We start from the raw sequence: 17,844 nt of genomic DNA, 5'->3' as shown, positions 1-17,844 counted from the left end.
ATGGGACATGCACGCAGACAAGGAGGTCGGCTCTTCTTCCGCCGGTATGAACCGGATCAAGTTCGTCGGGTTCGCCAGGGAGCCTGTTTCCAGACCCCCGGCATCTCAGCGCATCAGCACACCCCGGAGCAGGGGCGAGTATAGGCCGAGAAACAGTTCACAGCGTCAGAAGCCGCGCTCCAGGATGAGCACGGCAAAGAAAACTCCTGCGGCAATCATGGTCCACTTGAGCACAACAAAACCCAGCTGCTTGTACCGCGCCCGGCCGGTACCGGCATAAAACGCAAAGCACAGCGCCGCTACGAGCAGCAACAGCATGACGATCCAGCGAAACAGCAGCATACGCGGGAGGCTTGTGGGTTGGCGCTACCAGGCGCGCACCGGCTGCGCAAAACCGGCAGGGGCCAGGCGTTCGTTCTCGAAGGTGACGATTTCCCAGGCATCGGGATGGGCTTCGAGTTCGCGCAGCAGCAGGTTGTTGAGCGCATGGCCCGAGCGGAAGGCGCTGTAAGCCGCCAGCAGCGGCTTACCCACCAGGTACAGGTCGCCCATGGCGTCCAATATCTTGTGCTTGGCGAACTCGTCGTCATAACGCAGGCCGTCGGCATTGAGCACTTTGTAGTCGTCCATGACGATGGCGTTGTCCATGCCACCACCCAATGCCAGCCCGTTGGCACGCATCATTTCCACGTCCTTGGTGAAGCCGAAGGTGCGCGCGCGGGCAATGTCGCGGCTGTATTGGCCTTGGCCCAAGTCAAATTCGACGGATTGCCCCGTGGAATCGACGGCCGGATGGGCAAAGTCAATTTCAAACCGCAGCTTGTAGCCGTGGTAGGGGTCGAGTCGCGCCCACTTGGTGTGCACACCCTCGCCCTGGCGAATTTCTATGGGCTCTTTGACCCGAATGAAGCGCCTAGGGGCGTTTTGCAGAACGATGCCCGCACTTTGCAGCAGGAAAACAAAAGAAGCCGACGACCCGTCCAGGATGGGCACTTCCTCTGCGGTGATGTCTACATACAGGTTGTCCACCCCCAGCCCGGCACACGCTGACATGAGGTGCTCGACCGTATGCACGCAGGCGCTGCCCGACGAAATGGTGGACGCCATGCGCGTGTCCGTCACGGCCTGGGTGGATACCGGAATGTCCACCGGCTCGGGTAAATCGACACGACGGAACACGATGCCGGTGTCAGGCTGCGCAGGGCGCAGTGTCAGCTCGACCCGCTGGCCGCTGTGCAGGCCGACGCCCACCGCACGGGTGAGTGTTTTGAGGGTTCGTTGCGCGAGCATCCATTGATTTTAGTGTGGACTGCGCGTTGTTGCTGCACTGCGCCATCGCGTTTTTCTATCACGGCGATGGCACAAACGTGCAGCGCCCACCTCAATCAGCCTGTTTGCGCAGGAAGGCAGGGATTTCCAGGTCGTCCATGCCGCCCGAGGACAAGGCATCCACCCGCGCTGCAGCCTGCGTGCGGTTAGTACGCCAGACACTGGGCACGGCATAGTCTGCCTGGCCACCCACAGCCCCCGGCGCAGCGCCCACGGAGCCGGACAGCATGCCCGTGCCAGGCATCGGGTAGGACATGTTGTCCGTTCCCGTGCGCAGGCCGCCCTGCACCACCGAGATGGGCTGGCGGCGCGCATTCTGGCGCGAAAGACCGGTGGCCACCACGGTCACACGGATCTCCTCGCCCAAGGTTTCGTCGTAGGCGGCGCCGAAGATCACATGTGCGTCGGTCGATGCATAGGCATTGATGGTGTTCATGGCCTGGCGCGACTCAGACAGCTTGAGGCTGCCCTTGCTCGCCGTAACCAGCACCAGCACGCCCTTGGCGCCCGACAGGTCGATGCCTTCGAGCAGCGGACAGGCAATAGCCTGCTCGGCGGCGATGCGTGCGCGATCCGGGCCGCTGGCCGTGGCCGTGCCCATCATGGCCTTGCCGGGCTCGCCCATCACGGTGCGTACGTCTTCAAAGTCGACGTTCACCTGACCGTACTCGTTGATGATTTCGGCGATGCCCCCCACGGCGTTCTTGAGCACATCGTTGGCGTGGGCAAAGGCCTCGTCCTGGGTAATGTCGTCGCCCAACACTTCCAGGAGTTTTTCGTTCAGCACGACGATGAGTGAATCGACGTTGGCTTCCAGCTCGGCCAGGCCGTCATCGGCATTCTTCATGCGGCGGCCGCCTTCCCATTCGAAGGGCTTGGTGACCACGCCCACGGTGAGAATACCCATTTCCTTGGCGATGCGCGCAATGACAGGTGCGGCGCCCGTGCCCGTGCCGCCGCCCATACCGGCGGTGATGAACAACATGTGCGAGCCCTGAATGGCGGCGCGAATGTCCTCTACAGCGGCCTCGGCGGCTTCACGCGCCTTCTCGGGCTTGCTGCCAGCACCCAGGCCGCTCTGGCCCAGCTGAATGACGCGGTGCGCCGTGCTGCGGGTCAGGGCCTGCGCATCGGTGTTGGCGCTCACGAACTCCACGCCCTGCACGCTGCGCGCGATCATGTGCTCAACGGCGTTGCTTCCGCCGCCGCCCACACCAATCACCTTGATTTGCGTGCCCTGGTTGAATTCTTCGACTTCGATCATTTCGATGGTCATGTTGGAGCTCCTTGGATTGACTGATTTGCAATGAATGGCGATGAATGAATAGGGTGGATGGCGCATGGCCATCGGTGCACGCGGGGCGGCCCGGTACTGCACCAGCGCAAGCGCGGCGGTGGGTGGGGCCAGACTTGCCAGATGAAGTGGTCCATGGTCAGAAATTCCCCACGATGAAGTCTTTGAAGCGGCCAAACGCCGACTGCACCGAACCCGTCTTGTGCGCCACCTTGAAGCCGCGCATGCGCGCCAGGCGCGCCTCTTCCAGCAGCCCCATGACGGTGGCCGCACGGGGCTGAGCAACCATGTCGGACAGGGCGCTTGAATACTTGGGCACACCCCGGCGCACGGGCTTGAGGAAGATGTCTTCGCCCAGCTCCACCATGCCCGGCATGACCACGCTGCCACCGGTGAGCACGATGCCCGACGACAGCACCTCTTCATAGCCCGAGTCGCGGATGACCTGTTGCACCAGCGAGAAAATCTCTTCCACGCGCGGCTCGATGACCCCGGCCAGGGCCTGCTTGCTGATCATGCGCGGGCCCCGGTCACCCAGGCCGGGCACTTCGACCTGGGCCTCGGGGTCGGCCAGCAACTGCTTGGCGTAGCCGCTTTCGACCTTGATGTCCTCGGCATCCTTGGTGGGCGTGCGCAGCGCCATGGCGATGTCGCTGGTGATGAGGTCTCCAGCGATCGGAATCACCGCGGTATGGCGAATCGCACCGCCGGTAAAGATGGCGACATCGGTCGTGCCCGCGCCAATATCGACCACCACCACACCCAACTCGCGCTCATCGTCGGTCAGCACGGCCTGGCTCGACGCCAGCGGGTTGAGCAGCAGTTGCTCCACTTCCAGGCCACAGCGGCGCACGCACTTGATGATGTTCTCGGCCGCACTTTGCGCACCGGTGACGATATGGATTTTTGCCTCCAACCGGATGCCGCTCATGCCGATGGGCTCTTTCACGTCCTGCCCGTCGATCACGAATTCCTGCGGCTCCACCAGCAGCAGCCGCTGGTCGCTGCTGATGTTGATGGCCTTGGCTGTCTCGACCACACGCGCCACATCGGCGGCGGTCACTTCCTTGTCTTTCACCGCCACCATGCCGCTGGAGTTGAGCCCGCGGATGTGGCTGCCGGTGATGCCGGTGTAGACACGCTGGATCTTGCAGTCGGCCATCAGCTCGGCTTCCTTCAAAGCCTGCTGAATGCTTTGCACCGTGGCGTCGATATTCACCACCACGCCGCGCTTGAGGCCGTTGCTCGGCGCCACGCCCAGGCCGGCGAGCTTGAGCTCGCCTCCGGGCAGCACCTCGGCCACGACCGCCATGATCTTGGCCGTGCCGATGTCCAGCCCCACCACCACGTCTTTGTATTCTCTTGCCATATGCGTTTTCGCCTCTTGTTCTGCCGTACTGCCTACTTGCGCACTGGCGCACTGGATCCCACCGTCACCGTCGTCACCCCGCGCAGGCGCAGCGCATAGCCGCCGCTGTGCCGCAAGTCGGCCGATTCCAGCGCGTCCGCGCGCCGGCCGTAGTGCTGCGCCACCTGCGTCAGCGTGCGCACAAAGCGCTGCGTGCGCTGCAACACCTCTTCGGTCGTCCCCCCACCCAGTTCCACTGCGGCACCGCTGTCGAGTTCCAGATGCCAGCCACCCCGGCTGCTCAGGTCCAGCGCCTGCACCACCATGCCCAGCGGCTCGAAAATTGTCTGCAGCTGCCTCTGCATGGACATAACCTGGCCCGACTGGCCGTTCGGACCACTCAGGCGGGGCAGCCCTTCGTATTCGGCTTCGTCAGCGTTGGCGTCGAACACCTCACCCTGGCGGTTCACCATGGTGGTGCCCGACTCGGGGCCCCAGTGGGCAGCCGCCTGGTGCTCTTCCAACACCACCTCAATGGTTCCTGGGAACTCACGGCGCACCTGCGCGGTGCGCACCCAGGGAGCTTGCTCGAAGGCTTCGCGCGCGGTGCGCAAGTTGAGGGTGAAGAAATTGCCGACCAGGCGCGGGGCCACATTGGCCCGCAGCGTGACAGCGTTGTTATGCACAAGATCGCCTTGCACCACGATGCGGCCAATGGAGAGCGCCGGATGGCGCAGCACCCACCAGGCACCGGCGGCCAGCACCAGCACGACACAGCCCAGGAACAGGACCGATGCGGTCAGGTTCATGAGCTTGACGTCCAGTGGCGCTGGCATGGCGGTATTCATCCGGCGATGCCTCCCACGGCGCCGGCCGGCGTGTCCAGCGTGGCGCTGGCCAGCAGGCGCAGACACAGGTCTTCGTAACTGATACCGGCCGCGCGGGCCGACATGGGCACCAGCGAATGGCCTGTCATACCCGGCGAGGTGTTGATCTCCAACAGAAAAGGCTTGCGGTCGCTGGCACGCACCATGATGTCGGCCCGTGCCCAGCCCCGGCAACCCAGGGTGCGAAAAGCCTCTACCACCAGGCGCTGGATGGCTTCGTCCTCGGCCTGCGGCAGGCCGCTGGGGCAGTGGTACTGGGTGTCGTCGGTGAAGTATTTGTTCTGGTAGTCGTAGTTGCCTTGGGGCGCGACGATGCGGATCACCGGCAATGCGACGGCGCCGGCACCCTCGCCCAGAATGGGACAGGTGGTTTCGTCCCCTTCAATGAACTGCTCGCACAACACCTCGGGGTCGTAACGTGCCGCCAGTTCGTAGGCCTGCGCGCACTGGCCGGGGTCGGTGACCTTGGTCAAACCAATGGTGGAACCCTCGCGCGCCGGTTTGACGATCATCGGTGCACCCAGCGCTGCCAGAGCGGCCTCAGTTTCAGCGCTGCTGGCCACCTGGCGCCAATCAGGGGTAGGCAAGCCTTCGGCACGCCAGATGCGCTTGGTCATCGTCTTGTCCATGGCGATGGCGGACGCCATGACGCCCGGACCGGTGTAAGGAATGCCCAGCAGTTCCAGCGCACCCTGCACCGTGCCATCTTCGCCATGGCGGCCATGCAGCGCGATGAAGCAGCGTGCATAACCAGCGCGCTTGAGCTCACCCAGATCGGTGTGGGCGGTATCAAACGCGTGGGCATCGACACCACGCGCGCGCAATGCCTGCAGCACCCCGGCACCCGACATGAGCGAGACCTCGCGCTCGGCGGACGAACCACCCATGAGCACAGCCGTCTTGCCCAGGCCCTGCACGTCTATGTTGGAGTCAAATTGGCTCATAGCGCTTGTTCACCGTGCCCTTCCAGCTCTTTTTTTCGTAGCAGTTCAACCACTTTGGCGGGCACGGCGCCGATGGTTCCCGCACCCATGCACAGAACCACATCGCCCCCCTGCGCCAGGTCGGCAATGGCCTGCGGCAGCGCCGCGATGTCGTCCACAAACACCGGCTCCACCCGCCCGGCGACGCGCAGCGCACGTGCCAGAGAGCGCCCGTCGGCCGCCACCACGGGCGCCTCGCCTGCGGCATAGACCTCGGTGAGCAGCACAGCGTCGGCGCCACCGATGACCTTGACGAAGTCCTCGAAGCAGTCGCGCGTGCGCGTGTAGCGGTGCGGCTGGAAGGCCAGCACCAGGCGGCGCCCGGCAAAGGCCCCGCGCGCGGCGGCCAGTGTGGCGGCCATTTCCACGGGGTGGTGGCCGTAGTCGTCAACCACCGTGAACTGGCCGCCGCCAGCGGCAGGCAGGTCGCCATAACTCTGGAAACGCCGCCCCACTCCCTTGAACTGTGCCAGCGCACTCAGCACGGCAGCGTCTGGAATATTCAGCTCCACCGCCACGGCGATGGCCGACAGGGCATTGAGCACGTTGTGCTCGCCTGCCAGGTTGAGCACCACATCCATGTCCGGCAGCGTGACGCCGTTGCGCCGCTGCACCGTGAAGTGCATCTGCGCTCCCTCAGCGCGCACGTTGATGGCGCGCACCTGGGCGTCCTCCGAGAAGCCATAGCTGGTGATGGGGCAGGACACCTCGGGCACGATTTCACGCACGGCCGGGTTGTCGATGCACAGGATGGCCGTGCCATAGAACGGCATGCGGTGCAGAAAATCGACAAATGCTTTCTTGAGACGGCCAAAGTCGTGGCCATAGGTCTCCATGTGGTCGGCGTCGATGTTGGTGACGACCGCCATCACCGGCAGCAGATTGAGGAAAGAGGCGTCCGATTCGTCGGCCTCGACCACGATGTGGTCGCCACTGCCCAGCTTGGCATTGGCCCCGGCGCTGTTCAGGCGCCCACCGATCACGAAGGTCGGGTCCAGCCCCGCCTCGGCCAGCACGCTGGTGACCAGGCTGGTGGTGGTGGTTTTGCCGTGCGTGCCGGCAATGGCGATGCCCTGCTTGAGCCGCATGAGCTCGGCCAGCATGAGGGCGCGCGGCACCACGGGAATCTTCTTCTCGCGGGCAGCCAGCACTTCGGGGTTGTCCGCCTTCACGGCGGTAGATGTCACCACCGCATCGGCCCCCTCAATATGGGCCGCCGAATGGCCCAGGTGCGTGGCTATGCCCAGCGCCTGCAGACGCCGCAAGGTAGGGCTGTCCGACAAGTCGGAACCCGAAATGCGGTAGCCCAGGTTGAACAGCACCTCGGCGATGCCGCTCATGCCGGAGCCGCCTACGCCGACAAAGTGGATGTGGTGAATGGCATGTTTCATGCAGCCAACTCCTCGCACGCGGTGACCACCTCGCGGGTGGCATGGATTTTTTGCATGTTTTTGGCCTTTAGCGCTTTATCCACAAGCGCTGTTCGCTCTGTATTTTGTAGCATTTGAGCCAACATCTGTGGTGAGAGATCGCGCTGCTGCACCAGCCAGCCGCCCCCGGCCTGCACCAGGAACTGGGCGTTGGTGGTCTGGTGGTCGTCCACAGCTGCCGGAAACGGCACAAACACGGCGGCGGCGCCCACGGCGGCAATTTCGGTGACCGTGCTGGCGCCCGCACGGCAAACAATGATGTCGGCCTGGGCAAAGGCGCTGGCCGTGTCGTCGATGAACGGCGTCAGCTCGGCCTGCACCCCGGCTGCTTCGTAGTTGGCGCGCAGCTGCTTGATCTGCGCCGCGCCGCTTTGGTGCGTCACCACCGGGCGCTGGTCTTGTGGAATCAACGCCAGCGCCTGCGGCACGATCTCGTTGAGGGCACGCGCCCCCAGGCTGCCGCCCACCACCAGCAGCCGCAGCGGCCCGGTGCGACCCGCAAAACGCTCCGCCGGGTCACCCTGGCGCGTGAACGCGGTGCGCAGCGGGTTGCCCACCCATTGGGCCTTTTTCAGCACCTGCGGGAACGCGGTGAACACCCGGTCGGCCACAGTGGCCAACACCTTGTTAGCCATACCGGCCACGGAATTTTGTTCGTGCAATACCAAAGGCTTGCCCGCCAGCACGGCCATCATGCCGCCGGGAAAACTGATGTAGCCGCCCAAGCCCACCACCACGTCGGGCCGCACGCGCCGCACCACCTGCCAGGCCTGCCAGAAGGCGCGCAGCAGGCGCAGTGGCAACAGGGCCAAAGTGGCCAGGCCCTTGCCACGCACGCCGGAAAAATCAATGGTTTCCAGCGCAAAACCCTGGTTGGGCACAATGCGCGCCTCCATGCTGCCCGGCGCGCCCAGCCAGTGCACGCGCCAGCCGCGCGCGCGCAACTCCTCGGCCACGGCCAGGCCTGGGAAGATGTGGCCGCCGGTGCCACCAGCCATGATGAGCGCGGTCTTGGGCGTGGTACTGCTCATGCGCGTTCTCCCCGCTTGCGCGTGGTGGGCAGCTTGCCGCTGCCCCGCATCGGCACATGCGTGCCGACAGCGCTGGCGCGCTGGCGTAATTTGCTGTGCAGAAACAAATGACTCATGCTCGCTCTCCCCGCTTACGCGTGGTGGGCAGCTTGCCGCTGCCCCGCATGAGTAATTTGTTTTCGTAGTCCACGCGCAGCACCACGGCGATGGCGACCAGGTTCATCAGAATGGCCGAGCCGCCGTAGCTCATCAGCGGCAGGGTCAGCCCCTTGGTGGGCAGCGCGCCCAGGTTTACGCCCATGTTGATGAAGGCTTGAAAGCCCATCCAGATGGCCACCCCCTGCGCGACCAGACCGGCAAACACGCGATCCAGGGCAATGGCCTGGCGGCCGATGTGCATGATGCGGCGCGTCATCCACAAGAACAGCACGATGAGCATGAGCACGCCCACCAGGCCAAACTCTTCACCGATCACTGCGAGCAGAAAGTCGGTGTGCGCCTCAGGAAGCCAGTGGAGTTTTTCGACGCTGCCGCCCAGGCCCACACCAAATATTTCGCCCCGCCCGATGGCAATGAGGGAATGCGAGAGCTGGTAACCCTTGCCCAGGGCATGCTGCTCGCTGAACGGGTCGAGGTAAGCAAACACCCGTTCGCGCCGCCACGGTGAGCTGGCAATCATCAGGCTGAAAGCCCCCACGAGGATGGCCGCGATCAGGAAGAACATGCGGGCATTGACGCCTCCCAGAAACAAAATGCCCATGGCGATCACTGCGATCACCATGAAAGCACCCATGTCCGGCTCGGCCAGCAACAGCACCCCGACAATCGCCACAGCCGCCCCCATGGGCAGCACGGCGCGGAAGAACCTCTCTTTGACCTCCATCTTGCGCACCATGTAGTCGGCGGCGTAGATGAGCACGGCAAACTTGGCCAGCTCAGACGGCTGAAAGCCAAACGGCCCCAGCGACAACCAGCGTCGCGCACCATTGACAACAGTGCCCACATGCGGCACCAGCACCAGCACCAGCAGCGCCAGAGAGAACATGAACAGCGCACGCGCCGACCGCTCCCAGGTCGCCATGGACACTTGGAAGGCCAGCAGCGCCGCCACAAAAGCGACGATCAGGGAGAACACATGGCGCATCAAGAAATGCGTGGGGGCGATCTTGCCAAAGCGCGGGTTGTCCGGCAGTGCGATGGAGGCTGAATACACCATCACCAGCCCCCAGGCCAGCAGGGCCACCACCACCCACAGCAAGGCTTCGTCAAAACCCAGCACGCTGGCCGGTGTGGATGTGGTCTGGCGGTATTCCGTGCCGCCGGCGCGCACAGGTAAAACTTCGGCGGCCTTGCCCGGCAGACCGCCAAACCAGCCCGCCATGCGCTGCATCACCCCCCCGGAAGTGCGTGCGGTGCTGCTCATGCTGCGCCCTCCAGGTCCTGGCCTGCATCCAGCGCCAGTTGCTGCACCGCTTGCACAAACACCTGCGCGCGGTGCCCGTAGTTGTCAAACATGTCAAAACTGGCGCAGGCGGGCGACATCAACACGGCGTCTCCGGCATGGGCGCGCTCAGCAGCCCATTGCACGGCCGCAGGCAACGCATCGGCGTCGTGCAGAACAACACCCGTCTCCTGCAGCGCAGCGCGGATCAATGGCGCATCGCGCCCGATCAGCACCACGGCCCGCGCATAGCGCGCCACCGGGTCGGCCAGGGGTGAAAAGTCCTGTCCCTTGCCATCACCGCCCAAAATAACCACGATGCGCCGCTCGGCGCCCAGCCCCGTAAGGGCCGCCACCGTGGCACCCACGTTCGTGCCCTTGCTATCGTCGAAATACTCCACTCCGTTCAGGCGCCCCACAGGCTCCACGCGGTGGGGCTCGCCCCGGTATTCGCGCAAGCCATACAGCATGGCGCCCAGCGGGCAAGCTGCCGCCTGTGCCAGCGCCAGCGCGGCCAATGCGTTCACGGCGTTATGCCGCCCACGGATGCGCAGGGCATCGGCCGGCATCAGGCGCTGGATGTGCAGCTCTTCCTCCAGCCCTGCGCCTGCGCCCAGCGGCAGCGCGGCAGCGCGGCGTGGCCGTTTGAGGGTTTCGTCGGCTTCCTGCGCGCGCACCAGCCAGGCCATGCCGCTGACGACTTCGATACCGAAATCACCCGGGCGGCGCGGCATGTCGCCGCCAAAAGTGACGTGGGCGCGTTGCTGGAGCTTCTGGAATTTCGCACGCACCGGAGCCAATGCTTCGCTGGCGCGCACCGACACTTCGCCCTTCGGACGGCTCGGCGGCGGCAGCATGCGCATGACGGCCGGATCTTCGCGGTTGAGCACCATGAGGCCGGTCTCGCCAAAAATGCGTGCCTTGGCCGCTGCATAGGCCGCCATGTCGCCATGCCAGTCCAGGTGGTCTTGTGTGATGTTCAGCACCGCCGCCGCCGTGGGCTCGAAACCGGCGACGCCGTCGAGTTGGAAGCTCGACAGCTCCAGCACCCACACATCGGGGAGCTGCCCTGCGTCGATGCGCGCAGCCAGGGTGTCGAGCAGCGTGGGGCCAATATTGCCGGCCACAGCCACTGTCTTGCCGGCGTGTTCCACCAACCGCCCAGTGAGTACTGTCACGGTGGTCTTGCCGTTGGTGCCTGTGATGGCCAGCACGGCCGGTGCATAGCCGTGCGCGGCACGCAGCGCACGCAAGGCCATCGAATACAAGCCCAATTCGCCTTCAGCGCTTATTCCACAGGCGTTAGCAGCTACAAATACAGAAGCAACTTCGGCAGGACTGAGACCTGGCGACCGGTACACCGCCGCCAGTCCCTGGTCCTCGACCAAGTGGGCGCCGAAGGCCCCCGAGACAAAGCGCACCTGGGGCAGCTCATGCTGCAGCACCGCCCGTTGCGGCGGGGCTGCGCGTGTATCGGCCACGGTCACTTGGGCACCGCAGCGCACACACCAGCGCGCCATGGCCAGACCCGAAGCACCCAACCCCAGGATGAGGATGTGTTGACCCTGCAGCGGCCCCGTGCCTGCCAGCGGCCAGCCCACAGGAACAGGGGTGGGCACGAAAGCATCTTCGGGTGGCTGCGCCTGCGTCGTCTCGGCGGCCTGCACATCAATCTTTGATTCGTTGGACGCAACGTCGGCAAAAATCTGCGCGACAAAGGCAGCGGCGTCCCGGGCTGCGTTCAGGGTCTGCGGGAGTTCAGGGGTGCAGGCCGCCACGGGCGCGGCGGCCGAATTCACCATGCCGTCATCGGCGGTCACTGGCGCCTCATCCTGCGATGCCTGCAACACGCCTTCAGCCAACGGGCCCACCGCTTGAACCGACCCGTCGGGCGCGGGCGCGGCGAGACCCGGCAGCGCTGTGGGCGTTACCGGGTCGGCAGGCAAGGCGTGGAGGTCGTCGTTCGGATTCATCGCAGCTTGAGGGTGGACAGGCCGATCAGGCACAGCAGCATGGTGATGATCCAGAAGCGCACAACCACCTGCGTTTCCTTCCAGCCGCTCTTTTCGAAATGGTGGTGCAGCGGCGCCATCTTGAGCAGGCGCCGGCCCTCGCCGTAGCGCCGCTTGGTGTACTTGAACCAGGTGACCTGCAGCATGACCGACAGGGCCTCGACGACGAAGATGCCGCCCATGATGGCCAGCACGATTTCCTGGCGCACGATCACGGCGATGGTGCCCAAAGCCGCGCCCAGCGCCAACGCACCCACATCGCCCATGAACACCTGGGCCGGATGCGTGTTGAACCACAAAAAGGCCAGCCCCGCGCCCGCCATGGCGGCGCAGAAGATGAGCAGTTCGCCCGCACCCGGAATATGCGGAAAAATCAGGTACTTGGAATACAGCGAACTGCCGACCACATAGGCAAAAACACCCAGGGCAGAGCCCACCATCACCACCGGCATGATCGCCAGACCATCGAGCCCATCGGTCAGGTTGACGGCGTTGCTCGACCCGACGATGACCAGATAGGTCAGGATCACGAAGCCCAGAACGCCCAGCGGGTAGCTGACTTCCTTGAAAAACGGCAGCAGCAAGCCTGCCTGCGGCGGCAGATCGACCGAAAAACCCGAGCTCACCCAACTCACAAACAGCTCAAACGCCTTGGGGTTGGTGCCCTCGGAAATACTGAACACCAGCGCCAGCGCAGCGAGCAGACCGATGATGGACTGCCACATATATTTCTCGCGCGAGCGCATGCCATTGGGATCCTTGTAGACCACTTTGCGCCAGTCGTCCGCCCAGCCGATGGCGCCAAAGCCCAGCGTAACGATGAGCACAATCCAGACGAAGCGGTTCGACAGGTCGGCCCACAGCAGGGTGGATGTGGCAATGGCCAAAAGGATCAGCACGCCACCCATGGTGGGCGTACCGCTTTTGACATGGTGCGTCTCCATGCCGTTGGTGCGGATGGGCTGACCAATCTTGAGTTCCGTCAGTCGCCGGATGACGCGCGGCCCGGCAAATAGGCCAATGAGCAACGCCGTCATCGCGCCCAGCACCGCGCGCAGCGTGAGGTACTGGAACACCCGCAGAAAGCCGAGATCCGGCGACAGGTTTTGCAACCACTGGGCCAACCACATCAGCATGGCGCACCTCCGTCCGTACTGCGGCGCTCGTTGCTGGTTGCCATCGTGTTCTCCTGCGCAGCGGCGGCCACGGCCTCCACCACCTGTTCCATCTTCATGAAGCGCGATCCCTTCACCAGCACACTGCCCACACTGGGCAAGGCAGCGCACACCGCTGCCTGCAGCGCTGCCATGTTGTCGAAATGCCGGGCGTGCCCAAAGGCTGCCACTGCGTGGGCCGACTGCGTACCCAGGGCGTACAGATGCTCGATGCCGCAAGCGTGGGCATGGCGCCCGGCCTCCGCATGGAATTGGGGCCCCTGGTCGCCCACCTCGCCCATGTCACCCAACACCAGCAGGCGGGGCGCGGGCAGCGCGGCCAACACAAGAATGGCGGCGCGCACGGAGTCCGGGTTGGCGTTGTAGCTGTCGTCCACCACTGTGATGGAGCGGCCAGCGCTGCACACACTGAAGGCCCGTGATCGCCCCTTGACTGGCACGAAAGCCGACAGGCCGCCTGCAATGTCGGGCAGCGGCACACCCGCAGCCAGCGCGCAGGCCGTGGCGGCCAGCGCGTTGTCCACGTTGTGGCGACCCGCGATGTGCAATGTGCAGTGCAGTGCGCCCTGGGGCGTGGCGATCTCCACGCGCCAGGCGCCGTCCGTCCATTCGGCGCGGTCACAGCGCACGTCGGCACCTGCACCGCCAAAAGTCAGGCAGCGCCGACCACCCGCCAGGGCTTGCCACAGCGGTGTGTAGGCATCCCCTGCCGGAAACACGGCCACCCCCGATGCGGGCAGTGCGGCCAGTACCGCGCCGTTTTCTTCGGCCACGGCCTGCACCGTGTGCATGAACTCCAGATGCTCGCGCTGCGCGTTGTTTACCAGCGCCACGGTCGGCTGGGCGATGCGCGCCAGCTCCGCAATTTCGCCGGGGTGATTCATGCCCAGCTCCACCACGCCCACCCGGTGCTGTGCCGTCAGGCGCAGCAAGGTCTGCGGGACGCCGATGGCGTTGTTCAGGTTGCCCTGGGTCGAGAAGGCCGCCTCCTGCGCGTGCGCCTGCAGGATGGCCGCCAGCATTTGCGTGACCGTCGTCTTGCCGTTGCTGCCCGTCACGGCGATCAGCGGCAGCGTGAACTGCGCACGCCAGCCCGCAGCCAGTGCGCCCAGGGCGTGCAGGCTGTCAGGCACCTCGATACCGGCCAGCCCAGCCTCCTGAAGACCTCGCTCGGCCAGGGCGGCTACCGCGCCGGCGACACGCGCTTGCGCTAGAAATTGGTGGGCATCGAAACGCTCGCCGCGCAGGGCGACAAACAGGTCACCCGCCCGCAGCGTGCGCGTGTCGGTGTGCACGCGCACCAAAGGCGTCTCGCCATCACCCACCAGACGCGCCCGTGGCTCGCGCGCATGGATCCAGGCAAAGGCCTGCCGCAGGGTCATCATTGCCATACGCTGGCTCCTCGGCGTACCAGCGCAGCACGCGCATGCGCCATGTCGGAGAACGGCTGGCGCACGCCCGCCGTCTCCTGGTAGTCCTCGTGGCCCTTGCCAGCGATCAGCACCACGTCCCGGGCATCGGCCTCGGCCAGCACCTGGGCAATGGCGGCGGCACGGTCGGGTTCGACCCGTACCGTCTCTCCAGCGATGGTTCCCAGCAAGATCTGGTGAATGATGGAAACGGGTTCTTCGCCGCGCGGGTTGTCGCTGGTGACCACCACCCTATCGGCATGGTGCTGCGCCGCCGCGCCCATCAGTGGGCGCTTGCTGGCATCGCGGTCGCCGCCACAGCCAAAAACGCACCAAAGCTGGCCGCCACGCTCTGCCGCCAGAGGGCGCAGTGCTTGCAGCGCCTTGTCCAATGCGTCCGGTGTATGCGCGTAGTCCACTGCCACCAACGGCTGGCCCTGTGCCACCAGGCGCTCCATGCGGCCAGGTACCGGCAGCAACTGAGCGCATGCGGCGACCGCCTGCGCCAGCGGTACGCCCAGGGCACGCTGCGCAGCAATCACGCCCAACAGGTTGGAGACGTTGAAGTCGCCGAGCATTCCCGTCTGCAATGAATGCTTCTCTGCACCTTCCACCACGTCCAGGCGCAGGCCGCCGTCGCCCCACGCCACGGCCTGCGCCTGCAGGCGCGCGTCCTGGCGCATGGAAACACTCCACACATCCAGCCCGCGCCCGGCCAGGGCACTGTGCAACTCGGCACCGTGCGGGTCGTCGATGTTTACCACCGCGGCCTGCAACCCAGGCCAATCGAACAGCGCCCTTTTGGCTTGCCAGTAGGCGTCCATGTCGGGGTGGTAGTCGAGGTGGTCCTGCGTGAAGTTGGTAAACACGGCCACGCGGATAGGCGTGCCAGCCAGGCGGTGTTCGGCCAGGCCGATGGACGAGGCCTCGATGGCGCAGGCGCGCACGCCCGCATCGACAAACTGGCGAAAGGCCTGCTGCAAGCGCACCGGGTCGGGCGTGGTCATCCCGGTGGATTCGAGATGCCCCGGCATTCCAATGCCCAAAGTACCCACCAGGGCGCATGGAGAAAGCGCATCGTGCTGCAAATTTGAGAGTGCATGGGCCAACCACCACGCGGTGCTGGTTTTGCCGTTGGTGCCGGTAACCGCCACCACAGCGAGTGCATCGCCCGGTGCGCCAAACCATTCGGCAGCGATCAGGCCGGTTGCCTGCTTGAGGCGGGGCAGCGCGGCAACAACCAGGCTGTCGAAGGCAAAGGCTTCCACGCCCTCGTGCTCGACCAGGCAGGCCGCTGCGCCGCGCACCAGGGCATCCTGTACATGCGAACGGCCATCGGTCGCCGCACCGGGCCAGGCGATGAAGCCATCACCGGGCATCACCTGGCGGCTGTCGGTCTGCAGCGTGCCCGTGACATGCGCACGCAGCCACTGCACGGCTTGCGAAGGGGTCTGGATCATCTGCATCACACCGACTCCTCCACCGTGTCGGCGACGATCTGCGGCTTGACGGCCATGTCCGGCTGCGCGCCCATCATGCGCAGCGTTTGCTGCACCACCTCGCTGAACACGGGTGCGGCCACGGCGCCGCCGTAGTACACGCCGTTGCTCGGCTCGTCGACCATCACGGCGACGATGATGCGCGGCTTGTCAATGGGCGCCATGCCGGTGAACCAGGCGCGGTACTTACCGCTGGAATAGCTCTTGCCCACCTGTTTGCGCGCCGTGCCCGACTTGCCGCCGACCGAGTAGCCCACTGTCTGGGCCTTCTGGCCCGTGCCGCCGGGGCCGGCGGCCATCTGCAGCATCTTGCGCACCTCGTCGGCAGTTTTGGGTGAGAACACCGGCACGCCGACCGCAGGCTCAGAGCTCTTGAGCATGGTGGCGGGAATGATCTGGCCGTTGTGCGCAAACACGGTGTACGAGCGCGCCATCTGGAACAGGCTGGCCGACAGGCCGTAGCCATAGGACATGGTGGCCTGCTCGATCGGGCGCCAGCTCTTGTAGGGGCGCAGCCGGCCACTGACCGCACCGGGAAAGCCCACATGGGGCTTCTGCCCGAATCCAGCGGCCGAGAAGGTCTCCCACATCTCGCGCGCCGGCATCTGCATGGCCAGTTTGGTGGTGCCCACGTTGCTTGACTTCTGGATCACGCCTTCGACCGTGAGCACGCCGTAGTTGTGCGTATCCGAGATCGTTGAGCCGGTGATGGTCAGGCGCCCAGGTGTGGTGTCCACCAGCGTGCCAGGCTTGACACGGCCGCTATCGAGCGCCAGCCCGATCGTGAAGGGCTTCATGGTCGAGCCAGGCTCGAAGGTATCGGTGATGGCGCGGTTGCGCAACTGCTCGCCCGTGAGGTTCTGCCGCTTGTCGGGCGAATAGCTGGGATAGTTGGCCAGCGCCAGCACTTCGCCCGTGACGGCGTCGAGCACCACCACGCTACCGGCCTTGGCCTTGTGTGCGATGACCTGGTCGCGCAGCTTCTGGTAGGCAAAAAACTGCACTTTGCTGTCGATGGACAGCTGCATGTCGCGCCCGTCCATCGGCGGCACTACCTCGCCCACCCCCTCGACCACCCGACCCATGCGGTCTTTGATGACGCGGCGCGACCCGGCACGCCCGGCCAGCAGATCGTTGAACGCCAGCTCCATGCCCTCCTGACCCTTGTCTTCCACATTGGTGAACCCCACCACATGGGCTGCGGACTCACCTTCAGGGTACTGGCGCTTGTATTCTTTGCGTTGGTAAATGCCGGGAATCGCCAGCGCAGCAATTTGCTGCCCTACATCCCAGTCCAGCTGGCGCCGAATCCAGACGAAAGTCTTGTCCTCGTCGGCCAGTTTGCGCTGCAGTTCGGCCAGCGGCATACCCATCAGGCGCGCTAGCTCCTTGAGCTTGGCCCGCACTTCGGGCTTGTCTTGGTCCACATCCTCGGGGATGGCCCAGATGCTGGCTGCGGGCACGCTGGACGCCAGGATCAGGCCATTGCGATCGAGAATACGGCCCCGGTTGGCCGGTAACTCCAGGGTGCGCGCAAAGCGCACCTCGCCCTGGCGCTGAAAGAAGTCATTGCCCACCACCTGCACATAGGCGGCACGGGCACCCAGGCCGACAAAACCCAGCGCAATCATCGCCACGATGAATTTGCTGCGCCATACCGGCGTCTTGCTGGCCAGCAGGGGGCTGGAGGTGTAGAGCACACTGCGGCTCATGGACGCACCTTCGATGCGACCGCGCCAGGCAGCGGGTCCGGCACGTACTGGGTGATGGCTGGCGTGGCAGTGCGCATCTGCAGCTTGGCTCGCGCCAGGGTTTCCACGCGCAGTGGCGTGGCCTGGGCCCGCTTTTCCACCTCGAGTCGATGTTGCTCGGTTTCCAGGCGGCGCGCTTCGGCGACCGCACGGTCCAGCGCGGTGTAAAGCAGGCGCGACTCGTACTGCGTGTGCACCAGGTACAGGGCACTGCCCATGACCAAGGCAAAAAGCAGAAGATTCAGGCGTGCCATG

15 protein-coding genes and 1 riboswitch are annotated in these 17,844 nt (G+C 65.1%); all 15 genes read right to left on the bottom strand.

Annotated features, from left to right (window positions below; translation table 11 throughout):
- Positions 1-16 precede the first annotated feature (16 nt).
- Positions 17-136, bottom strand: a riboswitch (TPP riboswitch).
- Between the two features lie 29 nt (positions 137-165).
- The 15 genes from ACYVOC_RS05100 to ftsL all read right to left on the bottom strand — a co-directional run bounded on the left by ACYVOC_RS05100 (position 166) and on the right by ftsL (position 17,843).
- Positions 166-342 (bottom strand): hypothetical protein, encoded by a 177-nt coding sequence (locus ACYVOC_RS05100; RefSeq protein ID WP_165829141.1) that lies wholly within the window; start codon positions 340-342, stop codon positions 166-168.
- Positions 343-366: 24 nt separating this feature from the next.
- Positions 367-1,290, bottom strand: coding sequence for a UDP-3-O-acyl-N-acetylglucosamine deacetylase (lpxC, locus tag ACYVOC_RS05095; RefSeq protein WP_461161068.1), 924 nt, complete (start codon positions 1,288-1,290; stop codon positions 367-369).
- A 91-nt stretch (positions 1,291-1,381) separates the two neighbouring features.
- Positions 1,382-2,605: a cell division protein FtsZ gene (ftsZ, locus tag ACYVOC_RS05090; RefSeq protein WP_116002800.1), complete on the bottom strand. Its 1,224-nt coding sequence runs from the start codon at positions 2,603-2,605 to the stop codon at positions 1,382-1,384.
- Between the two features lie 157 nt (positions 2,606-2,762).
- Positions 2,763-3,992 (bottom strand): cell division protein FtsA, encoded by a 1,230-nt coding sequence (gene ftsA / locus ACYVOC_RS05085; protein WP_116002799.1) that lies wholly within the window; start codon positions 3,990-3,992, stop codon positions 2,763-2,765.
- A 32-nt stretch (positions 3,993-4,024) separates the two neighbouring features.
- Positions 4,025-4,819, bottom strand: a complete 795-nt coding sequence (locus ACYVOC_RS05080; RefSeq protein ID WP_116002797.1) for a cell division protein FtsQ/DivIB — start codon at positions 4,817-4,819, stop codon at positions 4,025-4,027.
- A complete protein-coding gene (locus ACYVOC_RS05075; RefSeq protein ID WP_116002796.1) occupies positions 4,816-5,802 on the bottom strand; it encodes a D-alanine--D-alanine ligase in 987 nt (328 codons plus the stop codon). The genes ACYVOC_RS05080 and ACYVOC_RS05075 overlap by 4 nt, the downstream gene beginning before the upstream one ends.
- The gene (murC, locus tag ACYVOC_RS05070) at positions 5,799-7,232 is read right to left on the bottom strand and encodes a UDP-N-acetylmuramate--L-alanine ligase (protein WP_461161067.1); all 1,434 of its coding nucleotides are present in this window, start codon (positions 7,230-7,232) and stop codon (positions 5,799-5,801) included. Before murC ends, ACYVOC_RS05075 begins: the two co-directional genes overlap by 4 nt.
- Positions 7,229-8,302 (bottom strand): undecaprenyldiphospho-muramoylpentapeptide beta-N-acetylglucosaminyltransferase, encoded by a 1,074-nt coding sequence (gene murG, locus ACYVOC_RS05065; protein WP_461161066.1) that lies wholly within the window; start codon positions 8,300-8,302, stop codon positions 7,229-7,231. Before murG ends, murC begins: the two co-directional genes overlap by 4 nt.
- A 112-nt stretch (positions 8,303-8,414) precedes the next feature.
- A complete protein-coding gene (gene ftsW, locus ACYVOC_RS05060; RefSeq protein WP_461161065.1) occupies positions 8,415-9,725 on the bottom strand; it encodes a putative lipid II flippase FtsW in 1,311 nt (436 codons plus the stop codon).
- Complete coding sequence (locus tag ACYVOC_RS05055) at positions 9,722-11,716, bottom strand: Mur ligase family protein (protein ID WP_461161064.1); 1,995 nt, start codon at positions 11,714-11,716, stop codon at positions 9,722-9,724. Before ACYVOC_RS05055 ends, ftsW begins: the two co-directional genes overlap by 4 nt.
- Positions 11,713-12,891 (bottom strand): phospho-N-acetylmuramoyl-pentapeptide-transferase, encoded by a 1,179-nt coding sequence (gene mraY / locus ACYVOC_RS05050; RefSeq protein ID WP_461161063.1) that lies wholly within the window; start codon positions 12,889-12,891, stop codon positions 11,713-11,715. The genes ACYVOC_RS05055 and mraY overlap by 4 nt, the downstream gene beginning before the upstream one ends.
- Positions 12,885-14,315 carry a UDP-N-acetylmuramoyl-tripeptide--D-alanyl-D-alanine ligase gene (locus ACYVOC_RS05045; protein WP_461161176.1) on the bottom strand — a complete coding sequence of 477 codons (1,431 nt, stop codon included), beginning with the start codon at positions 14,313-14,315 and terminating at the stop codon, positions 12,885-12,887. Before ACYVOC_RS05045 ends, mraY begins: the two co-directional genes overlap by 7 nt.
- Complete coding sequence (locus ACYVOC_RS05040) at positions 14,312-15,805, bottom strand: UDP-N-acetylmuramoyl-L-alanyl-D-glutamate--2,6-diaminopimelate ligase (protein WP_461161062.1); 1,494 nt, start codon at positions 15,803-15,805, stop codon at positions 14,312-14,314. The genes ACYVOC_RS05045 and ACYVOC_RS05040 overlap by 4 nt, the downstream gene beginning before the upstream one ends.
- The gene (locus ACYVOC_RS05035) at positions 15,805-17,550 is read right to left on the bottom strand and encodes a peptidoglycan D,D-transpeptidase FtsI family protein (RefSeq protein WP_116002782.1); all 1,746 of its coding nucleotides are present in this window, start codon (positions 17,548-17,550) and stop codon (positions 15,805-15,807) included. Before ACYVOC_RS05035 ends, ACYVOC_RS05040 begins: the two co-directional genes overlap by 1 nt.
- Complete coding sequence (gene ftsL / locus ACYVOC_RS05030) at positions 17,547-17,843, bottom strand: cell division protein FtsL (protein WP_461161061.1); 297 nt, start codon at positions 17,841-17,843, stop codon at positions 17,547-17,549. Before ftsL ends, ACYVOC_RS05035 begins: the two co-directional genes overlap by 4 nt.
- Position 17,844: the final 1 nt, after the last annotated feature.

It is taken from the genome of Simplicispira piscis (assembly GCF_054783455.1).
This window is presented reverse-complemented; position numbering and strand designations above follow the sequence as displayed.